Source organism: Pelatocladus sp. BLCC-F211 (assembly GCF_041928655.1).
Classification (GTDB): Bacteria; Cyanobacteriota; Cyanobacteriia; order Cyanobacteriales; family Nostocaceae; genus Pelatocladus.
The window spans coordinates 38,664-55,850 of sequence record NZ_JBHFLM010000088.1; the positions used below are offsets into that span (position 1 = coordinate 38,664).

Consider the following 17,187-nt stretch of genomic DNA (forward strand, 5'->3'; position numbering starts at 1 on the left):
ATTGGTTAATTTTAAATTCTCTGGACAATTGACTATTGACTATTGTACAGACGCGATTCATCGCGTCTACTATTGACTATTGCCCATTGAATTAGTGCTTGTGTTAAACCTTCTAGTGTATATTCTTGGGCTTCGACATCTACGCGTCCAAACAGAGAACGACAAGTGTTTGAAGTCTGGGGACCAATAGAAGCAATACAAACTCCTTCTAAAGAATCTGCTACTACAGATAATTGGCTTTGTGATGAGTGACCAGAGAAGATTTTTTCTGCCAGTTGATAGAAAAATTGCACTGTTTTGGAACTGGCAAAAGTGATCACATCAACATTACCACTTTGTAAAGCTAGTTCTGCTGACGGAGGAACATTATTCGGACAGCAAGATTGATAAGCTGGAACTTCGATCACTTCTGCACCTTTGGCGCTAAGTTCTCGAATCAAAATTTCTCGTCCGCCGCTTTCGACTCTGGGAAATAAAATTTTCTTACCTGTAAGTTCTTCGGGGAAGTGTTCGACTAAGGAGTCAGCAACAAAGTCTGGTGGGATGAAATCAGGTTGTAAACAATGGTGTCTAAGAGTTTGAGCAGTTTTTTCACCGACTGCGGCTATTTTAACTTCTGCCAAGGCGCGAATGTCTTTACCCTGAGCCAGCAGTCGTTCGCAGAAGTAGCCGACACCGTTGCTAGAAGTCAGAATTAACCAGTCAAACTCAGATAACCGAGCGATCGCCTGATCTAAAGCTTCCCAACTAGAAGGGGGGCCAATTTCTAAGGCAGGCATTTCCACAACATAAGCGCCTGCTGCTGTTAAGAGTTCTGCAAATTGACTCGACTGTCCAACTGAACGTGTTACTAAAATCGTTTTACCGTTGAGAGGTAAGTGGGAAGTTGTGGGAACAGCAATAGAGCCAGAGGAGGAGTTACTTGCCATAGTGTTTGGGAGTAGTGCATTCTGGGAATGTCTAAGTCTATATTCTCAGGTTGTTAGTTTCTGCGTAACCCCACTACTTCCCCAATTACAATTACTGCTGGTGAGAGGAAAATTTCTGAGGTTTGCTCCACAATGGTTTCGAGTGTTCCTGTCCAAATTTGTTGTTTTTTAGTTCCTGCCCAGAGAATAATTGCAATTGGTGTAGATGGCGATCGCCCTTGTTGTTGTAACCGTGTAATAACTTGATTTAGGTTCTGTCCGCCCATCAAAATCACTAATGTTTCCAGTCGTGATAGCGCCTCCCAATCTAAAGCATCGGGATCATGAGCAGTAAACACAGCAAAGCAGCGACTCACAAGTGGATCGGTCAGGGGAATTCCTGCTAATAGAGGTGCTGCTAAAGCCGAAGAGATTCCTGGTACAACTTCAAATTCACAACCTGCGGCTGTCAAAGCAGCCATTTCCGAATTACACCGACCAAAAATAAACGGATCGCCACTTTTAAGGCGGACGACTTGTTTACCCTGCTGACAGTATTTGATTAGTAAATTATTAATTTCTGCTTGGGGTGTACTGGGTTTACCACCACGCTTGCCTACATCTAGCTTCAGGCAATCGGCTGGTACTAACTGCAATAATTCTCCATCGACAAGGGCATCGTAAACCAAAACTTGAGCGATCGCTAAAAGCTTATAAGCTTTTAGCGTTAGATATGCCACATCTGGTAGTCCCGCACCGACGAGATAGACTTTACCCTGTTGATTTGTCATGTTTATATGGCATTTCCAACTTGCTTTGTTACGATATATCAATCTTTTTTATAGTCAATAGAAAAATTTTCAACTTTATAAAAATTATTAAATCTGTTAAGTAATGTTACCTTAGCGCTAGTATTTCTCAATTATTTAACGATTTTATTTCGTTTCAGGATTTGGTTAAAATTAGTCATTTTCGATATGCTAAAATTTTTGCATAGGCTGGCTATTTATGTGAATATTTGAATTTTGTAATTCCAGCTAGTTTCCACTGTGGAAAGTTAAGCATTATTTTCTGCTGAAGAAATTTTCTGTAGTAACTGTTGAATTTTTTCAGCCTTATCAACCTGGCGCTGCTTTTGAAATAAAGCTTCGGCTTGTTGCAAGACTGTAACTGCTTGCTGTGGTTTTTGTTGTTGCATCAAAGCTTGAGCTAGGCGTAAATAAGCATCGACTTTTTTGGGAGCGCGCTCAATCACATCTTGAAATTCAGTAATTGCGGCTTCGATTTTGCCTTGCTGCATCAGTGCATCACCTAACAATAAATGCACAACATCGTTAGTAGAGTTAATCGCGATTACCTGACGAAAGGCTGCTTCTGCACCTGGAAAATCTTTTTGCTGGTAAAGTGTGATTCCTGTTTGGAAATGTTTATCGGTAATGATAGTTCTGATAGCCAAATAAATGAGAGTAGACAGACTGACTAAAACTATAAGTACAGCTATGAAGTTAGTAGTTTGAAATAATTCCATCTTTTTTAATCTACCTATCCTAATTTGGGATATAGTCCTCGCAAACTAGTTTATACTGTCGTACTGAATGATTGGAATTTTGATGATAAACTCAGTTCCTTTACCTGGTTGAGAATTAACTGCTAATTCACCATTGTGTTTGTCTACAACTATTTGATGAGCGATAGATAAGCCAAGTCCCGTTCCTTTGCCAACAGGTTTTGTAGTAAATAAAGGTTCAAATAGCCGTTGCTGGACAGATTCTGGAATACCCATTCCATTGTCAGCAATCCTAATCACAACCCATTGCTCAGAATCTACCTCTGTGAGAATTTGAATTTGAGGAATAGGATCGTTAATTTTGTCTTGCGCGATCGCTTCATCAAGGGCGTCAATTGCGTTTGCCAGAATGTTCATAAATACTTGATTAATCTGCCCGACATAGCAGTCTACCTCTGGCAATGCACCATAAGTTTTGCTGACTTCGATCTGGGGGCGATCGCCATTACCCTTGAGGCGATGTTGCAAAATCATCAACGTACTATCAAGCTCTTCGTGTAAATCCGCAGGGATTTTGACATCACTATCCGAACGACAGAAACTACGGAGTGATGTAGAAATTTTCTCAATGCGTTCAGATCCTACCTTGAGTGATTCTAAGATTTTGACCATATCTTCGAGAACGAATTCCAAATCCAATCTTTCAATAGCAGTGGTGATTTTGCTTGTCGGGTTGGGATATTCTTGTTGATACAGTTGGATAATTTCACTCACCCCGGCGATGTATTCTTCTAAAGGTGGGATATTGTTAGCAATAAAACTAATGGGATTATTCATTTCGTGGGCAACACCAGCAATTAATTCTCCCAAAGTTGATAGTTTTTCTTGTTGCACCAATTGCACTTGAACTGTTTGCAAAGCAGCAGTGCGATCGCTGACTTGTTGTTCTAAATATTCGGTTAGTCGTTTGAGTTGCAAATGCACACGCACCCTTGCAATTACTTCCTCTTGGTCAAAAGGTTTGGAAATATAGTCTACAGCACCCAAAGCAAAACCCTTTGTTTTGCTTTCGACATCACTTAAAGCAGCAGTGAAAATAATCGGAATGTTTTGAGTCACAGGATTGGCTTTGAGGCGACGACAGGTTTCAAATCCGTCGATCCCAGGCATTTGTACATCTAGTAAAATTAACTCTGGTTGATGACGTTCGACTTGGGCGATCGCACTTTCTCCATCGACTGCAACACGGAAACGAAACCCCTCACTATTGAGTGCTTCACACAGGACAGACAAATTTGTGGGATTATCATCGACAATCAAAATAAATCCATTATTTAAAGTATTTATCATGTGCATTTAATAATAAAATTTACTTCTAATCTGCCTTGAAAATGGGTATGGGGGTGTCAGGGGAGTCATATTTTCATCCCCTGGTTGTGTGAGTTATCAATCGCATGAGTGTCTGACTTGAAAATAGGGAACTCTTAACTTGTTAAGAGGCTTTTTCATCCGTTGTTGGTGTACGTACTTGAGTCAGAGCTACTTAATTAATGTATTTTTGAATAAAATTTTCTAAACGTTTGATTTGAAAATTGCTAGCAAGCTGGATGATTTGCCCAGTAAAAGCCTTGATGAGTAAATTTAATCGCATCTAAATATTCCCATAACTTTAAACAAGGAGGCGCGATCGCATGATTTTGATATTTGGATGAATTTTTCCGCAAGTTATGAATGTACTAGAAAAGATAGTGTCATCCTGGCGATCGCATCCAAAACTAAACTAAGCTAAAAGACAAGCCATCGGGAAAATTAGATACTCAATAAAAAACAGTTTCCAAATAAATTGATAGAAACTAGCAATAGCGCTTTTATCTTCTAAATCTACACTCCGACTCCGCCACCACATCATACCCAGCGCTACTAAATGAGTAATCACTAAAAACACAGAATTAACTTCTGCTAGATGCAGTAACCCAATTAAAATCATCATTCCATAACATACAGTCAATACCCAAAGAGCAAGATTAAATACTGCTTGCTTACCAAGTTTAATTGTAAAAGTAGTGATATTGTATTGCAAGTCGCCTTCCAGATCAGGAATGTCTTTAAAGATAGCGATCGCAAACGTAAATACCAACACAAATATAGTTAATACCCATACTGCGGCAGGAATTACTGTCATCAATGTCATCAAACTATTTTGTTTAAACACCCAATTAAAATGTAAAAACAATCCTAAATTAACAATTGCTCCCCGCACAGAAAAAATACATAAAGCTGCCCAAAAAGGAAATCTTTTCAAACGGATTGGAGGCAATGAATAAGCTGTACCAATAGCTAAACTTATTGTCACCATCCCAAATAAAAAATGCCCTCCTAACCAAGCAACTACCAACGCCAAAACGCCAGTAATTCCCACAATTAATTTACCTGTTTGTTGAGAAAACTCTCCGGCAGCAATCGGCAAATGTGGTTTATTAATCTGATCAATCGCCACATCTTCTAGTTGATTCAAGCCCACAATATAAACATTGCCGCACAGACAAGCAAACCATGCTAACAAAATAGGTGATAGAGAAAAACTGCTATTTACTAAAGCAAAGGCAATGAGATATAACCCTAATACACTTAAACTTGTACCAATAATTGTATGTGGGCGAGAAAATTTCCAAAAAGCATACAGCCAATTGCTTTGAGAAGCTGATTGTGAAATTTGATTCATAATATTTGTTGGTGGTCAATAGTCATTTGTCATTTGTCATTTGTTATTGGGCATGAATCAGTTAACAGTTTAATTTGATAACTGATAACTGATAACTGACAAGTCTCCCTTGTCCAGAATGTCTTCCACACTCCCCAATCCCCAATCCCTTATCCCCTATCCCCGTTACCCCTTATCCCCAATCCCTTCTCCCCACACAACAATCCAAATCTAATTAACCCCCGCTCGTAACCGTGACGCATCAATCCCAACGACAACGCGCCAACAATCGTACTCCAACCCGAACGCACTAACCCAAATATTGCTTTCGGAGTGAAGGCCGAATCAATCACCACATTCCAAAAAGGTTCTACTGCTTGTGACCAATCAGCAGTGCGGATATTTTGTAAGCCTAATTGCAGAGCGATCGCTTCATACTCCGGCAAAGAAATCACATAGGGTAAACAATATACCTGATAAATTTTTGCTAAATGCTGTTGCTCATCATTAGTTAGTGGTGAATTATCCGTAGGGCGATGACACCAAGTCACCATGATTAACTTTCCACCAGGTTTCAATACCCGATAACACTCTTGCATAAACTTGGTTTTATCGGGCATGTGTTCACCACTTTCTAGCGACCATACCAAGTCAAAAGAATTGTCAGCAAAGGGCATTTCTAGAGCATTTGCCACTTGAAAATGAGTCCGGCTACTTAAATTCACCTCATCCGCTCTTTCCTTGGCTCTAGCAGCTTGCACAGGACTCAAAGTAATCCCAGTTGCCTGAGCATGAAACTTGGTTGCTAAGTATAAGGAACTACCACCAATTCCACAACCCACATCTAAGATGTTTTCTGCTTGCTGCACATCTGCCCAATTGAGGATCTCTTCAATTAAATCAATTTGTGCCTGACGACGGTTTTTTTTCTCTCTACCATCTGCACCATAGTAACCATGGTGCATATGTTCGCCCCATATTTCTTCCCATAAACCAGAAGATGCATCGTAAAATTGCTGGATTTGTTTGTAAAGAGTTGCGCTCATGGAAAAGCAGGATCAAAAAACACATAATGGTAGGCTACCATGTGTGTTTTTATTTAAAGTAGGGATTTTTTTTGTAAGGCAGTTACAACACTGTACACAATTCCTTAATTTGTTTGGTTTTTAGCTAAATATGACTGTTTCTCGGACAATTTGTTTGGGATTTTTGGCAGTCATCGCAGTCGGAACTATCCTGCTGATGATGCCTTTTTCTACCAGTAGCGGTACATGGAATGACCCCATTGTCGCCCTGTTTACTTCAACTTCCGCAGTCTGTGTCACAGGTTTATCCGTTGTTGATCCTGGTACTTATTTTTCCTTTTGGGGCGAGTTGTGGATTGTGCTATTAGCACAAATTGGTGGGTTGGGTTACATGACGACTACGACTTTTTTGATTCTGTTGATTGGACGTAGATTTGACCTGCGCCAAAAAATTGCCATTCAACAAGCTTTAGATCGTCCGGGAATGAGCGGTAGTACGCAAATTATTCGCTCAATTATTGCTACAACATTAATCTTTGAAATCACAGGTATATTTTTACTATTGCCAGCTTTTGTCCCCGATCATGGATGGCAAAAAGGACTGTGGCTAGCAATTTTTCATAGTGTGAATGCTTGGAATAATGCAGGGTTTAGTCTGTTTAAAGATAACCTCATCGGTTATCAATCTTCGGCTTTAGTTGTTTTGACAATTACAGGGTTAATTATTTTTGGTGGAATTGGCTATCAAGTAATTTTAGAGACTTACTTTTGGATACGCGATCGCATCCGCAATAGACAAGAAAAACTCTTGTTTTCCCTCGATTTTAAAGTTGCATTGAGTACGACAGTTGTGCTTTTAATTCTGGGAACAATTGCTTTTTTCTTTGTAGAGTTACGAAACCCAGAAACATTTGCCAGTCTCAGTTTTATCGATAAAATTTTAGTTGCTTGGTTTCAATCTGTGACTCCCAGAACAGCTGGTTTTAACACTATAGATATTGGTAAAATGACAACAGCTGGTTTGTTTATTACCATTGCATTTATGTTTATTGGTGCGAGTCCAGGTGGTACAGGAGGCGGAATTAAAACTACAACTTTGAGAGTACTTACAAGTTGCACAAAATCAATTCTACAAGGCAAAGAAGAAGTTTTATTGTACGAAAGAAAAATCGCAGTATCTTTAGTTTTAAAAGCTGTTGGCGTATTAATTGGTTCTGTTGGTACAGTTATTATCTCAACAATCTTAATAGCTCTGACAGACCCAAAACTTGAGTTTATTCAAATCTTATTTGAAGTGGTGTCTGCTTTCGCTACAGTAGGACTTTCAACTGGGATTACAGGCACTGTTTCTACAGCAGCTAAACTGATATTAATTGCCACAATGTATGTAGGTAGGGTAGGTATTTTACTACTAATGTCAGCAATGTTAGGAGATCCTCGCCCAAGCAGAGTTCATTATCCAGAAGAAAATTTGCTGGTTGGTTAATAATTGCTAGATATTTGTTGATATTTATGATAAAAATCAACAAATATCTATTGACTGTTGACTCTTGATTATTGACTCTTGAAAACTTAATTCCCTCACCATAGGGAACTTTAACAAAGGAAACAATAGTGAATCTGTCATCATTAGGTTTTTTTCGTAGTCTGCGTAAAGATAATCATCAATTTGCTGTGGTTGGCTTAGGTAGATTTGGGCGTGCTGTCTGTGCAACACTTCATAAATTGGGATATGAAGTGTTAGGAACAGATGTTGATGAAAAACGAGTATCTGATGCTTTAACTGACCAAATAGTTGGTCATGCTTTACAACTAGATTCAACAGAACCAGCTGCGCTAAAAGAAGCAGGAATTTTTGAGTTTGATACGGTGATCGTCGCCATCGGAAATTACATTCAAGAAAGTATCATCACCACTCTTAATATGAAAGAAGGAGGTGTACCTCATGTAGTAGCAAAAGCTTCTAGTGAAGTTCACCAAAAACTACTGTTACGAGTGGGAGCAGATCATGTTGTATTTCCTGAATATGAAGCAGGATGTGCGCTGGCGCGATCGCTCACTAAACCATCAATCTTAGAACGATTTGACCTCGACCCAGATCACAGTATTGTAGAGTTAATTGTCCCTGATGAATTTCATGGTAAAACTATCTCTGAATTGCAGCTGCGTAATCGCTATGGCTTAAATTTGTTAGCGGTAAGTCATGATGGCAAATTTCAAATAAATCCTTATCCAACCCAACGTCTGGAACGTGGTTCAGCAATTGTAGTCATTGGTTGCAACAAAGATATTAATCGTTTACCAATCTAAAAGTGCATAGTAGATAGTGGTTAAAAAGCAACAACTAACCACTAACTACTAACTATTACTGCTTCAACCCAGGTGATGGTTCTAGGGAAAAAGGTACTTCTTCGGGATTGATTTCCTCTGGAGTCGGTATTTCCTCTTCAACTGAAGTCGGAGTGTCACTTGGGTTCGCTTCTGTATCTATGGAATTGTCTAGATTTGACAAGTTCTCTTGCGAAGCTTGGCTAACTTGCGGTTGCTTGGGTTCTTGCATCTGTGCAACTTGCTGCATTAACTGCTCAATCTTGGAAGCTCGTTCTGTGTTACCCTGTTGACGATATTGTTTATGCGCCCGCTTAAAAGCACTCCTGGCTTTTTTGAACTCGCCTTGATTATATAAAGCTACTCCCAAGTTGTAGTAAGCCTCAGCATTATTAGGTAGGCGTTTAATAGCTGTTTGATAAGTAGCGATCGCTTCAGATGTTTGACCTTGAATGGTCAACAGGCTGCCCATGTTATTGTAAGCTACAGCGTTGTCAGGATTGATCTGGAGATTTTGGCGGTAAGCTGCGATCGCTTCTTCTAATTTTCCTTGCTCTTGGAGAGCGATCGCTAAGTTAAAGTAAGCATTAGCATGATTGCCATCTAAATTAACTGCTTGCTTATAGGCTGCGATCGCTGCTTCTGGTTGTCCTTTTTCATATAATGCTAAACCCAAGTTATACTGAGCATTTGCCATCGTCGGATTGATAATCAAAGCTTGACGATAAGCAGTAATCGCGGCTTGGGCTTGTCCTTGTTTATGCAATGCCAAACCCAAGTTATAATAAGCTTCGCCCAAGTTGGGATTGAGTTTGATCGTCTCTGCGTATTCTTGTGTTGCGGCATCAAAACGATTTTGCTGCAATAAAATGTTACCTAAATAATTATGTGCAGAAGCAATATTGGAGTCTAGCTGCAAGGCTTGACGAAATGCATATTCTGCGCCTGCTAAGTCTTTGTGGTGATAGCGCATCACTCCCTGTTGAAAATAACTCGCTGCTTCCAAATTCTGAGAAACAACATTCTGCGCCAGCAGCTTACTTCCTGGTAACTCAGTCATCGTTGGTGCTACCAACACCAAAAAAGCGGAAGAACAGAATAAAACTACCTTGCGTAGACCGGAAAACCACAGGCGATATTGATATATTTGAGACATGTTCGGCAGACCTGTACTGATTACTAAATGCTCATAAAGTCAGAATACCCAGTACATAGCTCAAAATTAAGTTGTTACAAATTTCATTTTATTCAACATCATTGTCAGGAAATAGAGTCCAGCATTTGTTTCCTCATCTCTAGTTCATTTCTTGTGATTAGGACTTACGCAACTGTCGCACTCAACCTATCTTTTAGGGTGCGTCAGATGTCAAAAATCTGTTGCTCATCAGCAATTTATCAGTTCTGACGTACCCTACTAATATGCTCTCAAAGTTTATACCAATTTGAAAAAAGAATGGGACAGATGAATTTTGTAGAGCGGTTAATGGGCGGCGATCGCAACCCAACATAGATGGAAGAAACTTGCGCTGTGAGGAAATCAAAAAGTACGATTTTATAAGCCTTTCAGCGCAAGTTTCTTAGAAGACGTGAGATACGCGTCTCATATCCTGAATGTGTTGCAAACGTTTTTTGAATCGGTATTATTTAATGTTTAACCTGCATTCCAGCACAATATAAGCAACAATTGCCATAATTCTCAATTATATGTATACTAACAAATTAAACGAATTATGCGACATAAGCGACAAAATCAACCAATTGAAGACAAGCAAGAAGACTATCAGTTCTTGACTACTCGCGAAGTTGCAGAACATCTTCGTGTTCACCAGAGAACAGTACAGAGGTGGATTTCATTAGGTCATCTTAAAGCCACTAAAGTAGGACCGAGGGTATGGCGAGTTCGTAGAGAAGATTTGGATGCATTTATTAAAACAAATACTTCTGGAAGAGAAGAAGATTTAAGACCTGGAGATAACTAAATGGCGACAGGAATACCAACTAAAAAAAGTAGTAAAAATACCTCAGAAAATAACAGTAAAATCTCATTTAGATTAGAGTATGAAGACAAAGCTACTAGAGACGAAATTCTGGCTATTGCTCCAGCAAAATTAGCCCATGTTTTATCGGTAGAAGGTCTTCATAAAAATAGACTTTTTTATGGAGAAAATTTACGAGTACTTCGCACATTATTAGATGATGATAATGTTGCTGGCAAAGTTAGTTTGGTATATATAGACCCGCCCTATGCAACTGGATCTGGTTTTACTTCTCGCAAGCAAGATCATGCTTATCATGATTTGATAGAAGGAGCAGAATATTTAGAGTTTTTACGTCGTAGATTAATTCTGATTAAAGAACTGTTAGCCGATGATGGTTCCATCTACGTTCATCTAGATGAGAATATGGCGTTTACTGTAAAAATAATAATGGACGAAGTTTTTGGTTGTAAAAATTTTCGTAATTGGATTACTAGAAAAAAGTGCAATCCTAAAAACTATACTCATAAACAATATGGAAATATTGCAGATTATATAATGTTTTATACAAAATCCAATAAATATATATGGAACCAGCCCTTTGAAGCATGGACTGAAGAAACTTCTAAAAAAGAGTATCAGTATGTAGAGGAGGGAACTGGTAGGCTTTATAAAAAAGTTCCTATTCATGCACCGGGAGTCAGAAATGGTGCTACGGGACAACCTTGGAGAGGTATATTGCCACCTCCTGGCAAGCATTGGCAGTATTCTCCTGAAACTTTAGACGAAATGGATGCACGAGGCGAAATATATTGGTCGCCAACAGGTAATCCTAGAAGAAAGGTTTATTTAGATAACAGTAAAGGAATTCCAATACAAGATATTTGGTTAGATTGCAAAGATGCTCACAATCAAAATATAAAAGTAACTGGCTACCCAACTGAGAAAAATTTAGCGATATTAGAACGTATAGTTAAGGCTTCTTCTAATAAAGGAGACTTAGTTTTAGATGCCTTTGCTGGTAGTGGTACTACTGCTGCTGCGGCTGAAAACTTAGGCAGGCAATGGATAGCTATAGATAACTCTTACTTGGCTATAGCTACAATAATTCAACGACTTGCCAGAGGAACTGAAGTTATGGGTGATTTTGTAAACGGTAACGGTTTAAAATTAGAACAGAAGTGCTTAATAGATATTAATAGAGTGTTGCGTAGTGGTCTTGATTTGTATATTGAAATTGCACCTGAATTAGAAGTAATCTCCGAGCAAATTTTAGAAGATTGGCGTAATAAACTTAGTTTTCCAACCAGTCTATACTAAATCTTTCATCCAGCATTTTTAGAGTACACACCATGACACGTCCTTTTCCATATATTTCTAAAGCTGCATAATCGTTCCACATTGAACCAAGAAGTAATCCTGGTCCGTCATTTAAGAAAAACACTTTGAGCGGTACGTTGTAATTGCTCGCATACTGAATAACTTCTGTTACTTTATCTCGATTGCCACCTGTTCGATCATCTTCTTGAGAACCGCCTCGGTCAGAGTCATAACGAGCAAATCCTACTACTAAGGGAGTGCTATTGGAACGTGAGATTAAAAAATCAGCAGGAGTTTTTTGTTCCCAGTTATCCAATACTTCATTTAGCATTACGTCCCTTCCAGCTCTTATTGGACCCTGGATTTTATAATTGTCACCAAATGTTTTGTCAAACCAGAGAAAAAAAGCTTCTGTCAGATCATAACCCTTTTGCCCTCGCTTGCTTTGTTCTAAAAGACTTATCATAAGAGCTTCATCTGGTATGGGTCGGCTTTTGAGATTTCGTCTAACTTCCTCCAGAGGTCGAAAGCGTACTCCAAATTCTGCGATAATTTCGGGTATTTTACTCTTACGTTTTGTCATTTCAACTGATGTATCTGGTGAGACATACCGTCGAAAAACCCGAAGAAGTTGTATGCGTATTGGATCTGGTTCTTGTGTAATTATCTCTAATAAGTTAGTAGAACTTTGAGCTATCTCTACTAATTCTGTAAAGCGCTCTATAACACTACCATAGAGTATTTTAGCTTCATCTAATGAGTCGGGATAAAATGGTGAATCAAATATAGTAATCAATTTAGCCGCGTTTGCCTTATAGCTACTGAACGAACTCAATTACGTTTCTCCTAACCTTATAAATTCAGTTTGACTAGGTTTGAATCAAATAGCTTATAACAAAAAGCTCTTGTGGTGATGGTATATTTAGCTTCTTAATATACCTCTATGAGGGTACATCCGCACTGAACTAAAGCACAAATGGGTATTTACAGATTTTGAAAGATAGCTAGTACTTACGAGTGCATGACTTTGTACTTGAACAACAGGGAAGTATTAGATAATTAATTTTTTATGCGAGTTTCTTGACTTTTTCTTCAAAATGTTACAATAAATACAGAAATAAAATCGTTCATCTCTTTAAGACTGTGACACCACATTGTGTCTTGATCAGGTAACTTATCTGGTTAACAGAAAAAACCAAAATGTTTGTAGTGAGTGCTTCAGCACTCAAGGAAGCACGAAGAGTGCTTACTACGAGCTACTTACAAGCCAATGACCGAAGGACGCTTTTGATTACTTACAACGAAGGGGCAAAATCAGCTGAAGAGACGGAAGTAAGGAGACATCCTGAAGGAACGCGCCTCTATTTAATTCCAACCTGCAAAACAATTAAAACCGAGGCGAAGCAAATGAAACTAACCTATCGCGGCGTAGATTATGAATCTCATCCCCTAGCTGTAGAAATGATTCCAGGGGAAATTAGTGGTAAATATCGTGGTCAGCAATGGAGACGTCATTATCCGAGACACATTAGCCCACCTCAACCAGTAGCAGAGTTGAAGTATCGCGGTGTAGCTTATTGTATTGGTGATCCCCTAGACGTAGAAGCAATGAAACTACGTAGACACCCGCAAGCGATCGCCACTGCAAAAACAAGACAAAAAACAGGGCAAGAATTAGCAAATACTCATCTTGCCCATATCCGGAGTAATTTAGAACATCGCCTGCAAGTAGCCAGACAAAAAGGAGATCCAACTCTGATTCGTCTGTTGGAAGATGAAGCAAGGCAAATAATGGTTGGTAGTTAGTTGATGGTTATTTGTTGTTTGGAATAATTAATGTGCCAGACGTGGTATGGCACGTCTGGTAAAACTACTTTTCACGGTTTATCCAAATACCTCTTAATCCAGCCGCTTTGGCTGCTTGGTAATCTTCTGCAACACTGTCCCCAATGTGCCATGCGGCTGTTGATGGACAGTTATGTTTTTCCAAAGCAATAGTAAAAATTTTGGGATCTGGTTTGGCTGCACCTGCTTGAGTAGAAATGGTAACGGAACTGAAATAGTCTCTGAGTTCCAAAGCCTGTAATACAGAAAAGATACGAGAATCAAAGTTCGATATTATTCCCAGTTCAATACCCATCTTTTGCCAATTTGCCAAAGATGGTAAGACATCAGCATAGACAAACCATGGCTCGCCTGTGCCAAAGTGAATATAAACTTCGCTAAAAAAAGCTGAAAAATCAGAAAATTTCTCTAGAACACCTGCTTTTTCAAAAGTATCAGAAGCAATGCGAAGCCACCACTCAAACTCCCACTGTGGGATATCTTGCGCTTGTGCAGTTGCAAATACAGGTGGTGGTGCAGCTTTAAAGCTTTGGGCAAATGTTTTGTTCAAAGTTTCAGTAGAAACTTCGACACCAAACTCCTGCGCGATTTGACTATAAACTTCGCCCACACTGCCTTTGACGCCGAAGAGAGTGCCAACTGCATCTAAAAAAATAACTTTCGGTCGTTCCATCAACCTATAACTATTTTGGATTTTAGATTTTAGAGAAATAATGTATTCGGTGCGAAACGCAATGTCTTACGACAAAACGATAGGCGTATTTTCAAGCTGATTATCTCACAGATTGCAGCCTGGAGTTACAAATGCAAAGCCCAAATTATAATTTTTAGCCCGCATACACAAACTTAGTTCGTGTAGCTGGGGTAGCGCACTTTCGGGTATTGTACCCGTTGCAGCGACTACCGTTCACCTGGAAAAGGTGTTAGGCAGTTTGAAAACAGAGGCAAGGACATCTACGCTCAATACACCATCTATGATTTTGATAATGTCTCTATAATAGGACGAGCGAGCCAGTTAAAACCAACTTTGAGTTTATGATCTAAAGTTGGCATTCGATATAGATAGGCTAGACGACGGGCTAGATAAGCCAAAGAACCCTCTAATTTGATGCCTAATCCACTCAAAGTCGCGTTGTCTGTCCCCAATGCCATCATTTCACCTAAATATTGGTAGCGGAATGGAATTTGAGGACGATGAGTCAGATTTGCCCAAATATTCCAAGCTGTGTAATCGGCTTGTTGAAAAGCTGCTTGGGCTGTAGCGGGGATTAGTTGTCCTTCCGCATCATGAGATTCTGCTAAATCTCCCAAGGCGAAAATTTCTGGATGATCAGGAACTTGGAGAGTTGGTGTAGTCGTAATTTGCCCACGCTGATTTTGCTTTAAACCAAGATTTCGGACTACAAGCGAGACTCGCGTTCCCACTGTCCAAATTACTAAATCTACAGGTATGGTGTCTATTTGGCCTTTATATTCCAGGGAAATAGTATCTTGAGCGATCGCTTCTACTTTTGTTTCTAAGTCAATAAATATACCCCGTTCGTCTAGGGCTTTTTTAGCTGCTTCTCGGTTAAAATCTGGTGAGGTTCGCAAAATTTGGTCAGTAACTTCTATTAACCGGAAACGCCCTCTTGACCCTAGTCTGTCTGCTAGTTTACACGCTAACTCAACACCACTGTAACCAGCACCAACAATTGCCACCCGAATTTTCTCAGTGTCAGAGTCTTCTAACACTCGCAAGCGTTCTTCTAGACGATAGGCATCAGTAATCGTACGAAAAGGATAGGCATAGGAAATTGCACCTGGTACGATATCCAAAGGCGTTTCGCCACCCAGCGCCAACACCAAGCGATCATAACCAATTTCCGGCCCATTCTGTAAATATACTCGTTGCTGTTCTATGTCAATTGCCGATACAGCAGCTTGATAAAAACGCACACCCGTATCTTTTAATAGCTCTGCAAAGGGAGGTGCAATTTCCCAAGTTTGCAGTTCTCCTGTTAGTAATTCGTAAAGTAGAGGAGAAAAAACAAAGCGATCGCTTTGATCTACTAAAACTATTTCCGGTTTGGGTAACGACTCCCAAGGTAACTGACTCAGCCTTAAAGCTGTGTAGAGACCACCAAAGCCTCCACCCAGTATACAGATTCTTGTTTTATGTTCGCTCATTTTGATAATGGGCAATAAATCCCATTAGGGCAACTTCTATCAGTTTAATAATTAATTCCAGGATTTTTCTTCACAAACACTATGAAATTCAATAGGCGGTTTGCGCCAATCACAAACCGCCTTCGAGCTAATATCTAGTTAGTACAAAATTAATTACCACCAGAAGTGACAGCTTTATGATGCTGGGCAGTAACTTCACCTTTTGAGTGCCATTTGCCGTCCGCGCCTTTTTCATATTGATTTTTCACGCTGTTCCAAGCAACTTGACGAGCGCCCTCTTCACTTATACCATCACTTTGGGCAGCTTTGAAAGCAGCCGCAAAAATTTGTTGAGCTTCTTGAGGTAATTCTGCTTTAATTTCTTCAGTTAAAACCCCAGCATGATTATTTTTGCTTTCTGCTGAAGTTTGCACTTCATTATTATTTTTATTTTCTGATTGTTCGACGTTGATATCAGTCATCAGTCCACTCCGATATTATCTTATCTCAATTTAGTCTTGACTTCATCGTAAAAACTCAAAGACTCATTCTCCTCTTTCTGCAAGCATAGATATGGGTTAACCCCTAGTAGTAATTGCAGAAGTTTAATTTTGTTGTCATTCAGTTTTGGGGATGATTTCAAAGTTCATAACGATTACTTAAGTTTTTGCAGCTAGCTCATTTGGTTCAATTGCATGAATTAATCCTTGTACTGTCAAAACAGAGCAAGGAGCATGATGCAGAACATAATTGCTAACACTACCAAGGAAAAATTCACTGAGACCCCGACGACCTCGACGACCAATTATGATTAAGTCAGCTTCCCAATTTCGGGCTACTTCACAAATAACTCTACCTGGTTCACCAAAATTTTGGGTATATTCAGTTGTTACACCTTTGGCGATCGCCTGATTAGAAAAAATTTTTAAAAATTCTATACCTTCTTGCTTAAGTGTTTCCCACCGACCCATGTAGTAATTTACAGCTTCCGAATGAAAACTTGGATAAAGACTATCTGTTTGTAAAGCTATAGAACTTGGGTAACGTTCATCAAAAGGATCGAGAACATGAAGCAACATCAAATGAGCATTTAGTTTTTGTGCTAAAGCAAGAGCTTCATCAAAAACGGATTGTCCAATTTCAGAATTGTCTATGCCAACCAAAATTTTATCAAACATACTAATTGTTCCTGATTTAAAATTTATCTATTAACTTGATAAGTGACGTTTCTACAAGAGCAAATTCCTATAATTATTGTGAGTTGAACATTTTCCAGACAGAAATTTTCATTAAACCTCGTCCATCTTGAAAAGAGGAGTTTTTCAAAAAGGACATTATGTAGGTTGGGTGGAACGGAGTGTAACCCAACATTAACCAGACTATAATGTTGGGTTTCGCTGTCGCTACACCCAACCTACAAAACTACAGT

The 17,187-nt window shown here is 39.2% G+C and carries 15 protein-coding genes, 1 pseudogene and 1 riboswitch; of the genes and pseudogenes, 5 read left to right on the forward strand and 11 right to left on the reverse strand.

What is annotated here, in order from left to right; translation table 11 throughout:
- Nucleotides 1-32: 32 nt before the first annotated feature.
- From cobA to ACE1AT_RS10955, 5 genes and pseudogenes are all read right to left on the reverse strand, one after another.
- Nucleotides 33-1,699: pseudogene (gene cobA, locus ACE1AT_RS10935) on the reverse strand (uroporphyrinogen-III C-methyltransferase).
- A 266-nt stretch (nucleotides 1,700-1,965) separates the two neighbouring features.
- Nucleotides 1,966-2,436, reverse strand: coding sequence for a tetratricopeptide repeat protein (locus ACE1AT_RS10940; RefSeq protein ID WP_374868129.1), 471 nt, complete (start codon nucleotides 2,434-2,436; stop codon nucleotides 1,966-1,968).
- Between the two features lie 45 nt (nucleotides 2,437-2,481).
- A complete protein-coding gene (locus ACE1AT_RS10945; protein ID WP_374868131.1) occupies nucleotides 2,482-3,765 on the reverse strand; it encodes a sensor histidine kinase in 1,284 nt (427 codons plus the stop codon).
- Nucleotides 3,766-4,195: 430 nt separating this feature from the next.
- Nucleotides 4,196-5,137 (reverse strand): homogentisate phytyltransferase, encoded by a 942-nt coding sequence (locus tag ACE1AT_RS10950; RefSeq protein WP_374868133.1) that lies wholly within the window; start codon nucleotides 5,135-5,137, stop codon nucleotides 4,196-4,198.
- A 149-nt stretch (nucleotides 5,138-5,286) separates the two neighbouring features.
- Nucleotides 5,287-6,162 carry a methyltransferase domain-containing protein gene (locus ACE1AT_RS10955; RefSeq protein WP_374868135.1) on the reverse strand — a complete coding sequence of 292 codons (876 nt, stop codon included), beginning with the start codon at nucleotides 6,160-6,162 and terminating at the stop codon, nucleotides 5,287-5,289.
- Nucleotides 6,163-6,292: 130 nt separating this feature from the next.
- On the opposite strand from ACE1AT_RS10955, the gene ACE1AT_RS10960 reads away from it, so the two are divergent.
- Together ACE1AT_RS10960 and ACE1AT_RS10965 are read left to right on the forward strand one after the other, a co-directional pair.
- Entirely contained in the window at nucleotides 6,293-7,627 is a 1,335-nt protein-coding gene (locus ACE1AT_RS10960; protein WP_374868137.1) for a TrkH family potassium uptake protein, read from the forward strand.
- Between the two features lie 128 nt (nucleotides 7,628-7,755).
- The gene (locus tag ACE1AT_RS10965; RefSeq protein WP_374868139.1) at nucleotides 7,756-8,451 is read left to right on the forward strand and encodes a potassium channel family protein; all 696 of its coding nucleotides are present in this window, start codon (nucleotides 7,756-7,758) and stop codon (nucleotides 8,449-8,451) included.
- Between the two features lie 55 nt (nucleotides 8,452-8,506).
- On the opposite strand, the gene ACE1AT_RS10970 is transcribed toward ACE1AT_RS10965, so the two are convergent.
- On the reverse strand, nucleotides 8,507-9,625 hold the full coding sequence (locus tag ACE1AT_RS10970; RefSeq protein ID WP_374868141.1) for a tetratricopeptide repeat protein: 1,119 nt from the start codon (nucleotides 9,623-9,625) through the stop codon (nucleotides 8,507-8,509).
- 574 nt (nucleotides 9,626-10,199) lie between these two features.
- On the opposite strand from ACE1AT_RS10970, the gene ACE1AT_RS10975 reads away from it, so the two are divergent.
- Both ACE1AT_RS10975 and ACE1AT_RS10980 read left to right on the forward strand, forming a co-directional pair.
- Nucleotides 10,200-10,448 carry a helix-turn-helix domain-containing protein gene (locus ACE1AT_RS10975; protein WP_374868143.1) on the forward strand — a complete coding sequence of 83 codons (249 nt, stop codon included), beginning with the start codon at nucleotides 10,200-10,202 and terminating at the stop codon, nucleotides 10,446-10,448.
- A complete protein-coding gene (locus ACE1AT_RS10980; RefSeq protein WP_374868145.1) occupies nucleotides 10,449-11,765 on the forward strand; it encodes a site-specific DNA-methyltransferase in 1,317 nt (438 codons plus the stop codon). It begins immediately after the preceding gene.
- Here the strand turns inward: ACE1AT_RS10980 and ACE1AT_RS10985 are convergent.
- The gene (locus ACE1AT_RS10985) at nucleotides 11,740-12,600 is read right to left on the reverse strand and encodes a hypothetical protein (RefSeq protein ID WP_374868147.1); all 861 of its coding nucleotides are present in this window, start codon (nucleotides 12,598-12,600) and stop codon (nucleotides 11,740-11,742) included. The genes ACE1AT_RS10980 and ACE1AT_RS10985 overlap by 26 nt on opposite strands.
- Before the next feature lie 287 nt (nucleotides 12,601-12,887).
- Nucleotides 12,888-13,125, forward strand: a riboswitch (Glutamine riboswitch).
- Between the two features lie 47 nt (nucleotides 13,126-13,172).
- On the opposite strand from ACE1AT_RS10985, the gene ACE1AT_RS10990 reads away from it, so the two are divergent.
- On the forward strand, nucleotides 13,173-13,571 hold the full coding sequence (locus ACE1AT_RS10990) for a DUF4278 domain-containing protein (protein WP_374868148.1): 399 nt from the start codon (nucleotides 13,173-13,175) through the stop codon (nucleotides 13,569-13,571).
- Between the two features lie 64 nt (nucleotides 13,572-13,635).
- On the opposite strand, the gene ACE1AT_RS10995 is transcribed toward ACE1AT_RS10990, so the two are convergent.
- From ACE1AT_RS10995 to ACE1AT_RS11010, 4 genes are all read right to left on the reverse strand, one after another.
- Nucleotides 13,636-14,283: an HAD-IA family hydrolase gene (locus tag ACE1AT_RS10995; RefSeq protein WP_374868150.1), complete on the reverse strand. Its 648-nt coding sequence runs from the start codon at nucleotides 14,281-14,283 to the stop codon at nucleotides 13,636-13,638.
- 299 nt (nucleotides 14,284-14,582) lie between these two features.
- On the reverse strand, nucleotides 14,583-15,779 hold the full coding sequence (locus ACE1AT_RS11000; RefSeq protein ID WP_374868152.1) for an NAD(P)/FAD-dependent oxidoreductase: 1,197 nt from the start codon (nucleotides 15,777-15,779) through the stop codon (nucleotides 14,583-14,585).
- 149 nt (nucleotides 15,780-15,928) lie between these two features.
- Complete coding sequence (locus ACE1AT_RS11005) at nucleotides 15,929-16,240, reverse strand: ChaB family protein (protein WP_374868153.1); 312 nt, start codon at nucleotides 16,238-16,240, stop codon at nucleotides 15,929-15,931.
- Between the two features lie 177 nt (nucleotides 16,241-16,417).
- On the reverse strand, nucleotides 16,418-16,936 hold the full coding sequence (locus tag ACE1AT_RS11010) for a universal stress protein (protein ID WP_374868155.1): 519 nt from the start codon (nucleotides 16,934-16,936) through the stop codon (nucleotides 16,418-16,420).
- Between the last annotated feature and the right edge of the window lie 251 nt (nucleotides 16,937-17,187).